Below are 13797 nucleotides of genomic sequence, written 5' to 3'. Positions count from 1 at the left end.
GAACCGAAATGCTGATGCCAGTTGTTTTTAGGAAGTTGTTTTTGTAGATTGTCAAGGCTCTCGAAAAACATCGAAGTGCAGAGCGGTCCCGGAAGCTACAAAGAAAAGCAAGACCGCTTGCTCCAAACGCCAACACCGAAAAACACACCAGAATCAGCAGCCAAAGAAACCATCGAAGGGATGGAAAAGGGTTGTCATTCATCGAACGAAAACAAAAATTCGATGCAAAAAACAGGATGTATGCTAATATACTGACTCGAAGAAAGACAAAGAAATCCCTTAACGTCGGCAGCCTCATTCTGCCGAGATGGATAAAGTCCCGCGCGAAAGGAACTGAAAAGGCGTTTGCCAATACGGGCATCAACACGACAAACATTGGGGCAATGACTCCGTACGTTGAATTCGTAATGGGTCCGTAATTGACGAAGGAACTCACCAGTTCTTCGGCAACGGTCCATAAAGCCGCGACGACCATGGAAACCAGATACCTGTACAACACAGTCATCATGGACACTTCCAGTTCTTCATTCTGCATGCTTTGTACATACCACACCAATGAATTTCCTGTACATAGATCAAGTGATACTTGTGCGTGTCGGTTTGCATGCACGAAGACGATTGCGTTAGAGAACGAAAAAGGACTTCACCCAGCCTCCCGGATGGATACATGTACACAGGGACAGCTGGGGAAGCCCACGTGCGATTCCATCACGCTCGCTTTCCCCCATAGTGCTGCGTCACAATGGCAATAAACGCCTTCGTCAGTTCCTCGTGCTCAATGGCATCCGGATACGCCAGGAAGGTGGGCCGGCAGAAGTGCGGATCCGACAAGGGGATGGCCACCACGCCCTTGGCATCGGCGTCGTGCAGTGTGCGCCGGGGAAGGAGCGAGATGCCGAGCCCCTGCGCCACCATTGCCTTGATCCCGTCGATGGAATCGAGCTCCATGCGCACGTCTGGATACACGTTGTACTTGGCGAGGAGCATCGCGACGCGCCGCCGGAACGGCGCCGTGGTGTCCGCAAACGCGATAAAGGGTTCCTCCGCGAGTGCGCCGATGGACGGGAGGTCGTGCACAAACCGATGGCCGCGCGGAACGACGAGATCGATGGCATCCGGCGGATATTCGATGAGCCGCACGCGCGGATGGTGGATGGGCTCGCCCAGAAAGCAGAAGTCCACCTGATTCCCGATGAGCGCCTCGACCATATCCTCGTACATGCCCATTCGGACCTGCAGGCGCACCTCAGTCACTTGCAAAATCTGATGGAGGCACTTTGGCACGTCGGTGGAGACGAAGGCGCGCCCGCTCATGACGCGGAGCGTCCGCACCGCGCGCCTGGACGGCTCGAGCATGCGGTGCTCGAGGTCCACCATGCGCTCCGCGAGCGGATAAATCCGCTTGCCCTCCTCCGTCAGCTGGACGCCGCCGGGCGTGCGGGTGAACAGTTGGCAGCCGAGATCGCGCTCGAGCCGCTGCAGGCGGTTCGTCACGGTGGATTGGGACATGTAGAGTTGGTCCGCGGTGCGCGAGATGGACCGGTTGCGCGCCACGGCGAGAAACAGTTCCAGATCTTTCGTTTCCAAGCGCTCCACTCCTCACTCGTCCACCGGCTCGCGCGACGCGATGATGCCCCCACCGAGGCACACCTCGCCGTCGTAGAACACCACCGACTGGCCCGGCGTGATGGCCCGCTGGGGCTCATCAAAGATGACGCGGCACGTGTCTTCGCCCGTCATCTCGACATCGACCGGCTGATCGTCCTGGCGGTAGCGGAACTTCGCCGTGCAGCGGAATCGCTTGGCAGGCGGCTGTTCCGCGACGAAGCTCACCGTGTCCGCGGTGAGTGCCCGGCTGTACAGGCGCGGGTGATCGTGGCCCTGCGCCACCACGAGGACGTTTCGCGCGAGGTCCTTGTCCACCACGAACCACGGCGCCGGATCGCGACCGGGAAGGCCGCCGAGGCGCAGGCCCTTCCGCTGGCCGATGGTGTAGTACATGAGCCCGTCGTGCTCGCCGAGCACCCGCCCGTCCACGTCCTCGATGAGGCCCGGCTGGGCCGGCAGGTACTGCTGCAGGAAGGCGCGAAAGTTGCGCTCTCCGATGAAGCAGATGCCGGTCGAATCCTTCTTCTGCGCCACGTGCAGGCCGTGATCGCGCGCAATCTGGCGCACCTCGGGCTTGGTCAGATGGCCGATGGGAAACATGGCCCGCCTGAGCGGGGCCTGCGTGAGCATGTGCAGGAAGTAGGTCTGATCCTTGTTCTTATCTCGCCCCCGCAACAGCGCCACCGAGCCATCCTCTTCCCTGCGCACCTGGGCATAGTGCCCCGTGGCAAGGTAGTCGGCGCCGAGATCGAGGGCGCAGGCGAGCAGTTCCTTGAACTTGATCTCTCGGTTGCAGAGCACGTCCGGGTTCGGCGTGCGCCCGCGCTCAAACTCCTCCAGGAAGTGCTGGAACACGCGCTCCTCGTACTCGCGCTCGAAGTTGACGCCGTAATAGGGGATCCCAATCTGCTCGCACACCCGGCGTACGTCCTCGAAATCCTGTTCCGCCGTGCAGGCGCCGTTCTCGTCCGTCTCGTCCCAGTTCTTCATGAACACGCCGATCACGTCGTAGCCGGCTTGCTTGAGGAGGAGCGCCGTCACGGAGGAATCCACGCCGCCGGACATGCCCACCACCACGCGCGTCGCCATCTTCGTTCCCTCCCTTCTCCGCGCTTTCGGGCGATCTTTGATACAATGATCACCGGCATTCGTTTCACCCTCACAGGGAAAGGCGGGTGATGCGCGGTGTTCGAACTCGATCGATCCGCCATCCTGGAACATCCACGGCTTCGGTTTCTCACCGATCTCGTTCCCGTCCACGAGCATCTGGACAACATTGAAAAGTTTATTCGCATCTGTTTTGAAGAGCAAGGATGGCGCGTGGCGCAGTCGGGGCGCGTGGTGGCGCTGCGCGCGACGGACCAGGACAGGCTGTCGAGCGCCTTCAAGGCGAGTCTGTATCTGGGCAAGTACAACGACATGGCGAACCGGGACAGGTTTCTGCGCAGCATGGTGGCCGCGGGTCACTCGTACGAGCCCATCCGCGGCGAGACCATCTTGTTTCTTTTCATCGGCGTGGCCAAGCCGGTGTACGACCACCTCATCACCTACACCGTGGGTCGGCCCACGAGAATTGCCGGCGGGCAGCGGGCCAACGTCCCGTGGGGCTTTGAGCTGCCGGTGGAGGCGCGCCATCCGGAGGAGTACGAAGAGGAGCTGGAGCGCATTCGTGAGGTCATTCGCCTGGCGAAACAGGAGCGCACCGAGCAAATGCAGGCGGCGCGGGCGAAGCTGCCCGTGGGCTACATCATGCCACCCTTTTTGCTCGAGTTCTCCGAGGAGGCGCTCATCAAGCACGTGTTTCGCCAGCGACTGTTCGAGCGCGGCGCGCAGGGCGCCACCGTCGAAGTGGTGTCCGACATGCTGAAGGCGTGCCTCGCCATTGACGAGGAGAAGTGGACCTTCCTCATTGATTATCACGGCCCGCACATCCAGCAGTGGCAGAAAGCGATGCGCACACTCCGCAAGGAGCGCCTCAGCCTTCGCCAGCTCGCGGCGATGGAAAACCTGTCGCCCGAGGAGGCGCTCGACGCAGATCTTTACGATCTGCTCATGGCGACGGTCGGCAAGCTGCCGCCGTCGATGTGGGACAGAATGCGCTGACTGGCTGACGGAAGGGCATCAGGTGATCTCCTCCACCGATTCAACCACCCAGATGCCGCCGGGGCCCTGTTTGACGGGCTGATACAGGCGAACCAGGTAGACGCAATCGCGGTGCTTGACGCGCACCACCGCGTGCATGAGCCCGCTGTCCGCGTCGCGGTACTGTTCGACCAACGTGTAAATGTCGTTCATTCGAAACCCCAGATGGCGCGTCCCCACCTCCTGCGCGGTTCGGACGGGGCTTAAGCGCCATAGATTTTGGCCGTGATCGACGGCCTCCTGAATACGGCGAAAGTCCTCGCCTGGAATCGCGACGTGACCCGTGACGACCTCGGGGCATGGCATGGGGAGCATCCTCCTTCGTGCGGAGCAACTGTGCAGTTCAGCGTATGGCATCCTGGCGAACGCCGACACGACGGTCGCCCAACTGCCTTGAAAGGGTGTGAGCAAGCGATGGCAATCGACGGACGTGGCAAAGTCGCGGTGGTGACCGGGGCGTCGAGCGGCATTGGCCGGCAGACAGCCCTGGCGCTCGCGCGCGCGGGGTTCGACGTGGGGGTGGGGGCGCGCCGCAAGGAGCGCCTCGCCGATCTCGTCGACGAGATCGCCCGGGAATCGGGGAAGGCCGCATACGCGGCGGAGCTCGACGTGACGAGCGCAGCCAGCATCGACGCGTTCGTGGAAGGCGTCATTCGGCACTTTGACAAGGTGCACGTCCTCGTGAATAACGCGGGGAAGGCTTTGGGGCGGGATCCGGTGGAAACCGCGGATGAGTCAGATTGGCAGGAGATGCTCGATACGAACGTCATGGGTCTCATGCGCATGACGAAGCGCTTCCTGCCTCACATCGCGGCGTCCGGCGACGGACACATCGTCAACCTCGGTTCCATCGCGGGCCACGAGTCGTACGCCGGCGGCAGCGTGTACTGCGCGACGAAGTTCGCGGTTCGGGCCATTACCGAGGCGCTGCGCCACGAGCTGCTGGGCAAGCCGGTGCGCGTGACGTCCATCGATCCGGGCATGGTGGAGACGGAGTTCAGCCTGGTCCGGTTCCACGGTGACGCCGCTGAGGCCACGAAGGTGTATCAGGGCGTGCGACCGCTCACGGCGGACGACATCGCGGACTGCATCGTGTTTGCCGTCACGCGTCCGGCGCATGTGAACATCGACGAGATGATCGTGACGTCCATCGATCAGGCGGGCGCGCGCGTGTTCAACCGAAGGGGGACGACTTCGTGACGGCACTCCTGATCCAGCCTAACGATCTCGCCGCGCGGCTCGGCCAAGGCGAGATGGTCGTGTTTGACTGCCGGTTTCAGCTGTCGGACCCGGAGGCTGGCGAGCGCGCGTATCGGGAAGCGCACATTCCCGGCGCGTACTATCTCCACCTCGACCGGGATCTGTCTTCGCCCAAGGGAGAACACGGCGGGCGCCATCCGCTGCCGGACTGGAACCGGTTCGCCGCGCGACTTTCGGTGTGCGGCGTGCGACCGCACTCCACGGTGGTGGTCTACGACGCGGGCGAGGGGATGGCGGCGCGCGCGTGGTGGCTGATGCGCCACATCGGGCTCGCGGACGTGCGAATCCTGGATGGCGGATGGAAGCGATGGACGAGGGAAAACAGGCCTGTGACGCCTGTGGTGCCCGAGTCTCGGCCGGGCAGTGTCGAGGTCAGGCTGCGCGCGGGCGAGACGGTCGACGTGGACGCGGTCCGGCGGGGACTGCGCGAGGGAAGCCTTGTGCTTGTCGACGCGCGCAGCCCCGAGCGGTACCGCGGCGACGTGGAACCTATCGATCCGAAAGCCGGGCATATCCCGGGCGCCTTGAACCATCCGTGGGAGCAGGGGCTGAAGGAAGACGGCACGTGGCGTTCGCCCGAAGAGCAGCGCGCTCGCTTTGCAGATCTGGCGAAGTGTGGGAAGCATATCGCCGTGTACTGCGGATCGGGCGTGACGGCCTGTTCCACGCTCTTCGCGCTTGAACTCGCGGGCATCCCGGCGAAGCTGTATCCGGGGAGCTGGAGCGACTGGGTCTCGTACCTCGAGAATCCTGTCGCCACAGGGGATGAACCGGGGGCGTGGGCGCCATGAGGACGCTTGGCGCCGCGGAGGCGAAGGAGCGGCTCGAGGCGTGGCGCGGCTCCCGGGTGTACGTGCACCTCGAGGTGAATCCGGAGGCGTACCTGCGCAACGCGAGCGCGACGCTCGACGAGGTGGGCATGTTCGGCGACGGGCTGTATCGCCTGCACCTTCGTTTTCGCGATCCGGACGGCCTGCTCTACATCCAGGATGTGACCGAGTTTGTCGAAGACGGATCGGCGCTCGTCGCGATGGGGCTTGATGGCCAGAATCGCGTCCGGCAGACGCTGACCGTGAGCCTAGCGCCGCTCGATGTGGGAAAGGTGGGATGAGCGCATGGCGACCGTCATGGGCGTGTTCGCTCACCCGGACGACGAGACGTTCATCGCAGGCGGCACCTTCGCGCGCCTGGCGGCCGAGGGGCACCGCGTCGTGATCGCCTGCGCGACGCGCGGGGAGATGGGCCGGCGGCTCGGCGTGCCGCTCCGAGCGACGCGCGAATCCCTGGGCGCGCTCCGCGAGCAGGAGCTGCGCGAGGCGTGCGCCGAACTCGGCGTGAGCCGCCTCGTCCTCCTGGGCTACCGGGATAAAGAGGTCGAGATGGTGCCGGAGGACGAAGGCGTGTCTCGTCTCGCGTCGCTCTTCGCCGAGGAGCGACCCAACGCGATCATCACGTTTCACGATCCGCTCGGCGGCCATCCGGATCACGCGGCCATCGGGCGCTTGGCGACGGCGGCCTTCGGCCGATACCACCGCACCCACCCCGAAGCGCGCCTGTTTTACCTCGCGTGGGGGGACGATCTCGCCGCCTTCCGGCGATACCCGCAGCCAGCGAAGGCGCTGGTCGAAGTGGACGTGCGCGCCTATCGTCGCCAGAAGCTCTTGGCGTTTCGAGCCCACCGCACCCAGTCGGAGCTGGATGGCTCCATCTGGGGAAACGAGGAGAAGGCTGTCCACCGCATGCGCCATCGCGAGTACTTTGTGTTGAGCCAGGGGCCGAGTCTGAGATGCCCGGGAACGTTGATAGACTGAAAGCGGGGCGAAACCAGATGTACGACATCTATGGAGAGAGCGCACTGCCCGCGGACGTGCGCGAGCGCTTGCGCATCACGCGCGATCTCGCCCGTCGTTTCCACGATCGCGCGCCCGAGCACGACCGCGCGGGCGATTTTCCGTTCGAGAACATGGAGGATCTGAAGGCGTCGGGTTACGTGCGCTGGACCGTGCCTGTGGAATACGGGGGGCTCGGCCTGAGCCTCGAGGAGATGCTCATGCATCAGGAGATGCTGGCGAAAGGAGACGGATCGACCGCGCTCGCGATCGGCTGGCACGTGGGCATTCTGCTTCACCTGCGCGAGACGGGGGCGTTCCCGGATGAGCTGTTTCGCGCGGTGTGCGAGTCCGTCGTGAAGGAGGGCGCGCTCATCAACAGCTGCGCCACGGAGCCCGCCACGGGAAGCCCGAGCCGCGGCGGCAAGCCGGAGACCACTGCCGTGAAAGTGCCCGGTGGGTATCGCATCACGGGCCGCAAGACATTCAGCACCCTCTCGCCAGCGCTCACCTGGATCATGGTGACCGCCACCGTGGCGGACGAAGACGTGGTGGGGCAGTTTCTCGTTCGGCAGGAGGACGTGGAAATTGTCGAGACGTGGGACACACTCGGCATGCGCGCCACCGGCAGCCACGACATCGTGCTCAAGGACGTGTTTGTGCCGGAGGAGCGGGTGATTGTCATTCAGCGCCCGGGCGCGCAGGCGGAGCGCAGGCCGGACGGAAGCGGCTGGTTGCTTCATATTCCCGCGTGTTACCTCGGCATCGCCCTCGCGGCGCGCGACTTCGCGCTGGAATACGCCGCGACGTACCGGCCCAACACGTTGCCGCATCCCATCGCGCAGGTGCCGCACGTCGAGCAGAAACTCGGCGAGATGGAGCTCAAGCTGCTGGCCGCCCGCACGCTCCTGTACGATCTCGCCCGCCGCTACGACGCCGCTTCGCCAGAGGAACGCGTCAAGCTGCAGCCCCAGTTCGGCGCGGTGAAGACCATCGCGACGAACGCCGCCAATCAGGTGGTGGATCTCGCCATGCGAATTGTCGGCGGCCGCAGCCTGTCGCGCGCCCTGCCGCTCGAGCGGTACTATCGCGATGTCCGCGCAGGGCTGCACAATCCCCCGATGGACGACGTGGTCTACCGCAATCTTGCGAAGGCCGCACTCGCGCGCCGCGCCGCGGGGCCGGAGAAGGCATAACGCGCACGGCCTCCTGCGCGCTCGCCGCACAGGAGGCCGTCTTCGCCGCGTCAGGACGTCTTCGCTTTGGCAAAGTCAATGTAGCCCGCGCTTCCATCCCGGTTCACGAACAGGTCCACGGCCTCATAGTCCTGGCCGTTGAATCGAATCTTGCCGTTCGAGGCGTACAGCACGCCCGCCGGCGACTTCTGCTTCACGCCGATGCCGGGGAAGAGCAGTTGCTCGTGGCCGTTCATGTAGAGATTTGCCGTGTAAATCACCTGTCCGTTTTGCACGTGTTTCTCCAGGTTCCATGCTTCGCCCACCGAATTGGAGGGCACGGCCTTCGCCGTCACGTGCACCCGGATCTCGCCGCCGGGCAGCTTGTCGTAGCTCGTCGGATACGGGACGCTTCCTCCGATGCGGATCTTGAGCAGCACAACGGCGAGGACGACGATGAAGATCCAGAAGTACTGGCGAAAGCGGGCGTCGCGCAACGTCTCGCACCTTCTTTACGATTCCTGAATTTGAATCGATTCGATGTACGCCGTCTTGAGCGGATAGCTGTCCTCTTGCGTCATCGGATTCGTGGTCACCGGAATAGCGGCGATTTTGTCGATCACGTCCATGCCAGAGACGACGCGCCCGAATTCCGTGTACCGGTTGTTGGGTGGCTGAAACACCTGTGTGTCGTTCGCGGTGCAGATGAAGAACTGGCTGCCGCCGGTATGCGGCTGGCCCGTGTTGGCCATGGCCACAATGCCCTTAGTGAATGGCACTTGGTGGCTCAGTTCGTCGGGGATGGTGTACCCTGGGCCGCCCGTGCCGTCATTGCGCGGATCGCCCGTTTGGATGACGAAGTTTTTCACGATGCGGAAGAACGTGCAGTCGTGATAGAAGTTGTGCTCCGCCAGGAACACGAAGTTGTTGACGGTGACAGGCGCATCCTTGGCAAACAGTTCAATGGTGAACGTCCCGTAATTGGTGTGCACAATGGCGTCATACGTCTTGTTCGGGTTGATGAACATCTTGGGCATGCTCGACCACTGTTCCGTGGACGTGTGGAGGTACGGCGGATTCGCCGTGTCGAGCGTCTGATTGCCCTCGTTCGACGCGGTATTTGCGGCGTTCGTAACGGTTTCATTCGACACGTTCGACGAAGTCGTGTTGTTGGCGGCCGTGCCACAGCCCGTCAATGCGAGAACAGCCGCGAACGATATGCCCGCAAGCAAGGTGCGACGTTTCATGCATCTGCCTCCTCATGAGCTTGGACCAACGCTCATGATATCACAAGCGCTGAGATGTGCCCTATGAGCCGATGTTCAGCCGTTCAAACACCGCCTGAAACAGCGCCTTGGGATCCGATCCGTCCGAGGAGATGACGTTTCCGTCAATCGCAACAGGGCTCTGCTCGAAGATGGCATAGCGAAAGAGAGGCTCGTGCGCTTTTACCACGCGCGCGGGGGCGGTGAACCGCAGGCCACCCAGAAGGCCAGCCGAGGCGAGGCACAACAGCCCTTCGCCAGAGGCGGCGAAGTACCCGCCCGTCGTCGAAAAGCGGCGCAGGTAGCGGTGCAGGCGCAGATCTCCCCAACTGTCCGCCTCATACAGGCCGCTTGGGACGACGCAAAGGTAGGCGTCCGGCGGCACCGGTTCTTCGACGGCGCCGTCCGCCTGGATGACGAGCCCCTCCGCCGTGTGGCACGGGCGACCGTCGAGTGTGATGACGCGGGCGCGGCGGTTCAGCCGGCGGAGCCCTTCGAGAATCGGAGCCACGTCTCCCAGGCGCGTGAATGGCAGTGCGACAAACACAGCTCTCATGGCGAGGCTTGTCCTCTCGTTCCGGTTGGAGTCGATCGTATCGTAACAGAATGGACGGGATCGCACATCCCCGCCGAGGTTTCTCGATGGGCTGCGACGTGGTAGTCTCTGATCTTGCTGAAGCCACGGTGTGGGAGGGACGGCCGTTGTGCTTGATGTGAAGGACATCCTACGTGGACTGAATCCCGAGCAGCGGGACGCCGTCACCACCACGAGCGGTCCGCTCCTCGTGGTGGCGGGGGCGGGAAGCGGCAAGACGAGCGTGCTCACGCGGCGTATCGCTTACCTCATCGCGCACGCTGGCGTGGCGGTGCACGAAATTCTCGCCATCACGTTCACGAACAAAGCGGCGCGCGAGATGAAGACGCGCATTCGAGACCTCATCGGCCCTCGCGCGGACGATCTCTGGATGGGGACGTTTCACAGCATCTGTGTCCGCATTCTGAGGCGCGAGGCGGATCGGCTTGGATATCAGCCGAATTTCACCATTCTCGACGCCGAAGACCAGGAGGCTCTGGTCCAGCAGTGCTTGCTCGATCTCGGCTACGATCTCAAAACGCACGACGCTCGCTCCATCAAGCATCGCATCTCCCATTGGAAGAACGTGGGTAGTGCACACGCCGTCAACGAGTCCAACCCGTCGGATCTCATCGCGGATCGGGTGATGGAGCTTTACAACAAGCGACTTTTCGCGGCCAACGCCATGGACTTCGACGATCTCATCGGGCACACGGTCCGGCTCCTCGAGGAAAACGACGACCTGCGGGACAAATATCAGGAGAAGTTCCGGCACGTGCTCGTGGACGAGTACCAGGATACAAACGGCATCCAGTTCCGCTTGCTCAGGCTTCTGTGCGCCAAGCACCGCAACCTGTGCGCGGTTGGGGACGCGGACCAGGCCATCTACGCCTGGCGCGGCGCGGACAGCGAGCACATGCTGCGGTTCGAGCGGGATTTTCCGGACGCGAAGATCGTGTTGCTGACGCGCAACTACCGCTCGACGCAGGAGATCCTGGACGCCGCCAACAGCGTGATCGCTCACAATCCGCGGCGCCGGCCCAAAGAGCTTCGCTCGACGCGCGGGCATGGCGACAAGCCCCTTGTTGTGCGGCTGCCCGACGGCGCGGCCGAAGCCCAGTACGTGGCGGAGGCCATCGAGGAGCACGTGCAGAACGGAGGCCGTTACGAGGACTGCGCCGTGCTGTACAGAGCCAACGCGCAGTCGCGCGCTGTGGAGGAAAAGCTGCTCGAACGCGCGATTCCCTACACCGTGGTGGGGGGGATGACGTTTTACGATCGGCGCGAGGTCAAAGACGTTCTCGCGTATCTGCGCGTCCTTGTCAATCCGCAGGACGAAATCTCGCTCCTTCGCGTTATCAATCGTCCGAAGCGAGGGCTCGGCGACACGACGGTAGACAAGTTGCTCGAATTTGCACACGCCGAGGGCGTCAGCCTGTACGAAGCGCTCGACCGCGGCGAGGAAGCTGGGTTGTCGGATCGCGCCGCCGAGGCTGGGCGCCAGTTTCATGCCACGCTCGACGAACTCGCGCTCTGGATGGAGGGCATGAGCGTGTCCGAGTTTTTGGCGGAGGTGCTGCACGCCACGCGCTACCGAGAGATGTACCTCGAGTCGGGGAAGAAGGAAGATCTCGCTCGCGCGGAGAATATCGACGAGCTGTTCAGCGTGACGAGATCGTTCGACGAACGCCGGGGCGGAACGGTGGCCGAGTTTCTCGCGGAGGTCAGCCTGCTCTCGGACATCGACAAGGAGCGCGATCGCGGCAAGGGATCCGTCAGGCTGATGACGCTGCACGCGAGCAAGGGACTCGAATTCCCGGTGGTGTTCCTCGTGGGCATGGAGGAGGGGCTGTTTCCTCACGCGCGGTCCCTTGATGACCCGCTGCGCGTCGAGGAGGAGCGCAACCTCTGCTACGTTGGCCTCACCCGCGCGATGGACCGGCTCGTGCTCACGCACGCCGCGTGGCGCACGCTGTACGGCCAGACGGTGGCTCGCGATGCGTCTCGGTTTCTGGCCGAGATCCGCGAGGACCTCATTGTGCGCGTCGATCTCGCAGAGGCGCTGGAGCCAGAGATGCTGCGACCGGGGGACCGGGTGGTGCACCCGCAGCATGGCCAGGGCGTTGTGCTTTCGGTGGAATCTCGCGACGGCGAGGATCGCGTGCAAGTGATGTTCCATCCATCGATAGGAATGAAATGGGTGTCGAAGAAAGGATTACGGACAGACGGTGCCGTCGTGGTACAATGAGACGAGCGCATCCGCGCCGCTGGACTCGCCATCACAGGGGGATATCGCTTTGATGTACTGGATCATCGTCCTCAGCGTGTTCGCAGCGTTGATCGCAGCGTATACCGCCTTTTACTTCTGGGCGCGCAAGCGACAGCGCCAATTCGACGAGCAGTTTTTGGCACACAAGCAACGCTTTGAGGTGTTTGTCCTTTCCAAACGGCGCGTGCGCGAGCGAGGCAAGCAGGGCGTCGCGCGCTTCGTGCCGCTCAGCACGTACCAGGTGGTGGGACGCGTAACGCTTGGGCAGACCATGAAGGGGCTGCACGTGCATCGCACGGCCAACGTGACGTTCCGCACGACCAAAGAGGAGTACGACAAAATTGAGGTGAACCGCAAGTACCGCATGGACATCGCGGGCGACTTTATCGGCAACGTTGTGGCCGAGGTCACCAACAAGCGGCGTCGCGAGCTTGAGCGCAAACGCCAGGAGGAAACGGCGCACCGCGGCAAGGGCATTCGGCGGTTTTCGTTCGCGCGGCGCAAACCCGACTGAGCCGCCGAGCAATTGGGCGGGCATATGCATAGTGTGATGTCGACAGTTCCAAGGGAGGTCGACATCATGCCAAACCGAAATCGCTCCCGCCGCGCGGGCCCGAAAGGTTCGCGCGCGCGGTCTCATGCCAAGCCCACAACGGCTCGGCAAGTCGCATCTCATGCGGTTCCTGCCGAAGAGGTGCGCTATCGCTCGCGCCGCGCCGAAGACGACGATTGGATTGTGCAACTTGCTCGGCGCGAGCTGGGCGTTGTGCACGAACAGGCGTTTGGCGAGCCGTTTCCGGAATCGGAGCTGCGCCAGTACCTTCAGTCAGGCATGCCGACCGTCGTGATCGAACGAAACGGTCGGCCGGTGGGATTCTATTCGTATCTGCCGAGCGCAGTAGGAAAAGTCCACGTCAGTGCCCTGGTGATTGACTCGAAATTTCAGCGCAAGGGAATCGGCCGCAAGGCGATGGAGCACCTGGAGGCGGAGGTCAGGCGCACGGGAGCGCACACGCTTGAGGTGTTCATCCAGGACGTGAATCCGAGCAGCCTCGCGTTCGCCAAGCAGTTGGGCTTCCGCGAAGTGGCGCGCGTGGAGCCGAGGACGCTGGTGTTGTGGAAGGTCATCTCCCCGGGTCCCGTCCTTCCGCCCATGTCCATGCCCTTTTGATCCGGCGACGACAAAGGCCGCACGGACAGGAGGGTTGCATCGCCGCCGCGGGTGCGCGTATGCTAAAAGCGTATTGGAGGGATGGATCATGATGAGCGACGTGACCTCCACAGAAGCGCGCATTCGCGAAGCGATTGAGTCCATTCGCGAAGCCATTCAGCAGGATGGCGGCGATGTGGAATTTGTCTCGTACGACGATTTGTCGAAGACGGTCTATGTGTCTCTGCAGGGTGCCTGCGTGGGTTGCCCAGCGAGCGTCATGACGTTGAAGATGGGAATAGAGCGCGCGGTCAAGAAGGTTGCCCCGGATGTCGAGTACGTCGAGGCAGTCTGAGGCTGTGCGATGCCCGCGTGGGCGCCGCCCTGACGAGGGCGGTTTTTTTGTACTGTGCGCAGATGGGATACAATGGATGGCGTGGTGGTAGGTATGGATTTGCGGGTCAGCCCTGGAGGCGTTTCGATTTCGCTGCCGAAGCCACCCAGAGCGATGCCCTGGGCGGCGTG

17 protein-coding genes are annotated in these 13797 nt (G+C 63.0%); 10 read left to right on the top strand and 7 right to left on the bottom strand.

The window, feature by feature from the left end:
• The 3 genes from AMA01_RS14050 to mnmA form a co-directional block, all read right to left on the bottom strand.
• A partial coding sequence (locus tag AMA01_RS14050; RefSeq protein WP_231862878.1) for a hypothetical protein occupies nucleotides 1-553 on the bottom strand: 553 nt, incomplete at its 3' end.
• Between the two features lie 155 nt (nucleotides 554-708).
• Nucleotides 709-1587 carry a LysR family transcriptional regulator gene (locus tag AMA01_RS08090; RefSeq protein ID WP_067849813.1) on the bottom strand — a complete coding sequence of 293 codons (879 nt, stop codon included), beginning with the start codon at nucleotides 1585-1587 and terminating at the stop codon, nucleotides 709-711.
• Between the two features lie 12 nt (nucleotides 1588-1599).
• Entirely contained in the window at nucleotides 1600-2697 is a 1098-nt protein-coding gene (gene mnmA, locus AMA01_RS08085) for a tRNA 2-thiouridine(34) synthase MnmA (protein WP_067849811.1), read from the bottom strand.
• Between the two features lie 96 nt (nucleotides 2698-2793).
• On the opposite strand from mnmA, the gene AMA01_RS08080 reads away from it, so the two are divergent.
• Nucleotides 2794-3711, top strand: a complete 918-nt coding sequence (locus tag AMA01_RS08080; RefSeq protein ID WP_067849809.1) for a hypothetical protein — start codon at nucleotides 2794-2796, stop codon at nucleotides 3709-3711.
• A gap of 18 nt (nucleotides 3712-3729) precedes the next feature.
• Here the strand turns inward: AMA01_RS08080 and AMA01_RS08075 are convergent, their stop codons facing one another.
• Nucleotides 3730-4056 (bottom strand): hypothetical protein, encoded by a 327-nt coding sequence (locus AMA01_RS08075; RefSeq protein WP_067849807.1) that lies wholly within the window; start codon nucleotides 4054-4056, stop codon nucleotides 3730-3732.
• A gap of 108 nt (nucleotides 4057-4164) precedes the next feature.
• Here AMA01_RS08075 and AMA01_RS08070 point away from each other — a divergent pair, with 108 nt between their 5' ends.
• The 5 genes from AMA01_RS08070 to AMA01_RS08050 are packed head-to-tail and all read left to right on the top strand — an operon-like array spanning nucleotide 4165 to nucleotide 8035.
• Nucleotides 4165-4950, top strand: coding sequence for an SDR family NAD(P)-dependent oxidoreductase (locus AMA01_RS08070; RefSeq protein ID WP_067849805.1), 786 nt, complete (start codon nucleotides 4165-4167; stop codon nucleotides 4948-4950).
• Nucleotides 4947-5801, top strand: a complete 855-nt coding sequence (locus AMA01_RS08065) for a sulfurtransferase (RefSeq protein ID WP_067849803.1) — start codon at nucleotides 4947-4949, stop codon at nucleotides 5799-5801. The genes AMA01_RS08070 and AMA01_RS08065 overlap by 4 nt, the downstream gene beginning before the upstream one ends.
• Nucleotides 5798-6121, top strand: a complete 324-nt coding sequence (locus AMA01_RS08060) for a DUF1806 family protein (RefSeq protein WP_067849831.1) — start codon at nucleotides 5798-5800, stop codon at nucleotides 6119-6121. The genes AMA01_RS08065 and AMA01_RS08060 overlap by 4 nt, the downstream gene beginning before the upstream one ends.
• 4 nt (nucleotides 6122-6125) lie before the next feature.
• Nucleotides 6126-6821 (top strand): PIG-L family deacetylase, encoded by a 696-nt coding sequence (locus AMA01_RS08055; RefSeq protein ID WP_067849801.1) that lies wholly within the window; start codon nucleotides 6126-6128, stop codon nucleotides 6819-6821.
• Nucleotides 6822-6838: 17 nt separating this feature from the next.
• Nucleotides 6839-8035: an acyl-CoA dehydrogenase family protein gene (locus AMA01_RS08050; RefSeq protein WP_067849799.1), complete on the top strand. Its 1197-nt coding sequence runs from the start codon at nucleotides 6839-6841 to the stop codon at nucleotides 8033-8035.
• A 50-nt stretch (nucleotides 8036-8085) separates the two neighbouring features.
• On the opposite strand, the gene AMA01_RS08045 is transcribed toward AMA01_RS08050, so the two are convergent.
• The 3 genes from AMA01_RS08045 to AMA01_RS08035 form a co-directional block, all read right to left on the bottom strand.
• Entirely contained in the window at nucleotides 8086-8511 is a 426-nt protein-coding gene (locus AMA01_RS08045) for a hypothetical protein (RefSeq protein ID WP_067849797.1), read from the bottom strand.
• A gap of 15 nt (nucleotides 8512-8526) precedes the next feature.
• Entirely contained in the window at nucleotides 8527-9261 is a 735-nt protein-coding gene (locus AMA01_RS08040) for a peptidylprolyl isomerase (RefSeq protein ID WP_067849795.1), read from the bottom strand.
• A gap of 61 nt (nucleotides 9262-9322) precedes the next feature.
• Nucleotides 9323-9835, bottom strand: a complete 513-nt coding sequence (locus tag AMA01_RS08035; RefSeq protein ID WP_067849793.1) for a DJ-1/PfpI family protein — start codon at nucleotides 9833-9835, stop codon at nucleotides 9323-9325.
• A 148-nt stretch (nucleotides 9836-9983) separates the two neighbouring features.
• Here AMA01_RS08035 and AMA01_RS08030 point away from each other — a divergent pair, with 148 nt between their 5' ends.
• The 4 genes from AMA01_RS08030 to AMA01_RS08015 all read left to right on the top strand — a co-directional run bounded on the left by AMA01_RS08030 (nucleotide 9984) and on the right by AMA01_RS08015 (nucleotide 13627).
• Nucleotides 9984-12101: an ATP-dependent helicase gene (locus AMA01_RS08030; RefSeq protein WP_067849791.1), complete on the top strand. Its 2118-nt coding sequence runs from the start codon at nucleotides 9984-9986 to the stop codon at nucleotides 12099-12101.
• Between the two features lie 52 nt (nucleotides 12102-12153).
• Entirely contained in the window at nucleotides 12154-12636 is a 483-nt protein-coding gene (locus tag AMA01_RS08025; RefSeq protein ID WP_067849829.1) for a hypothetical protein, read from the top strand.
• Nucleotides 12637-12702: 66 nt separating this feature from the next.
• Nucleotides 12703-13293, top strand: coding sequence for a GNAT family N-acetyltransferase (locus AMA01_RS08020; protein ID WP_067849789.1), 591 nt, complete (start codon nucleotides 12703-12705; stop codon nucleotides 13291-13293).
• A gap of 88 nt (nucleotides 13294-13381) precedes the next feature.
• Nucleotides 13382-13627, top strand: a complete 246-nt coding sequence (locus AMA01_RS08015; RefSeq protein WP_008339476.1) for a NifU family protein — start codon at nucleotides 13382-13384, stop codon at nucleotides 13625-13627.
• The last annotated feature ends 170 nt before the right edge of the window (nucleotides 13628-13797 follow it).

The organism is Alicyclobacillus mali NBRC 102425 (assembly GCF_001570745.1).
Taxonomy (GTDB): Bacteria; Bacillota; Bacilli; order Alicyclobacillales; family Alicyclobacillaceae; genus Alicyclobacillus; species Alicyclobacillus mali.
Note: the sequence above shows the minus strand (reverse complement) of the source record. Positions and strands in the feature narration are given on the sequence as shown.

Coding starts and splice junctions, on each gene's coding strand:
- mnmA (WP_067849811.1), bottom strand. CDS start 2,697: ATGGCGACGCGCGTGGTGGTGGGCATGTCCGGCGGCGTGGATTCCTCC.
- AMA01_RS08075 (WP_067849807.1), bottom strand. CDS start 4,056: ATGCCATGCCCCGAGGTCGTCACGGGTCACGTCGCGATTCCAGGCGAG.
- AMA01_RS08070 (WP_067849805.1), top strand. CDS start 4,165: ATGGCAATCGACGGACGTGGCAAAGTCGCGGTGGTGACCGGGGCGTCG.
- AMA01_RS08060 (WP_067849831.1), top strand. CDS start 5,798: ATGAGGACGCTTGGCGCCGCGGAGGCGAAGGAGCGGCTCGAGGCGTGG.
- AMA01_RS08055 (WP_067849801.1), top strand. CDS start 6,126: ATGGCGACCGTCATGGGCGTGTTCGCTCACCCGGACGACGAGACGTTC.
- AMA01_RS08050 (WP_067849799.1), top strand. CDS start 6,839: ATGTACGACATCTATGGAGAGAGCGCACTGCCCGCGGACGTGCGCGAG.
- AMA01_RS08040 (WP_067849795.1), bottom strand. CDS start 9,261: ATGAAACGTCGCACCTTGCTTGCGGGCATATCGTTCGCGGCTGTTCTC.
- AMA01_RS08035 (WP_067849793.1), bottom strand. CDS start 9,835: ATGAGAGCTGTGTTTGTCGCACTGCCATTCACGCGCCTGGGAGACGTG.
- AMA01_RS08025 (WP_067849829.1), top strand. CDS start 12,154: ATGTACTGGATCATCGTCCTCAGCGTGTTCGCAGCGTTGATCGCAGCG.
- AMA01_RS08020 (WP_067849789.1), top strand. CDS start 12,703: ATGCCAAACCGAAATCGCTCCCGCCGCGCGGGCCCGAAAGGTTCGCGC.
- AMA01_RS08015 (WP_008339476.1), top strand. CDS start 13,382: ATGATGAGCGACGTGACCTCCACAGAAGCGCGCATTCGCGAAGCGATT.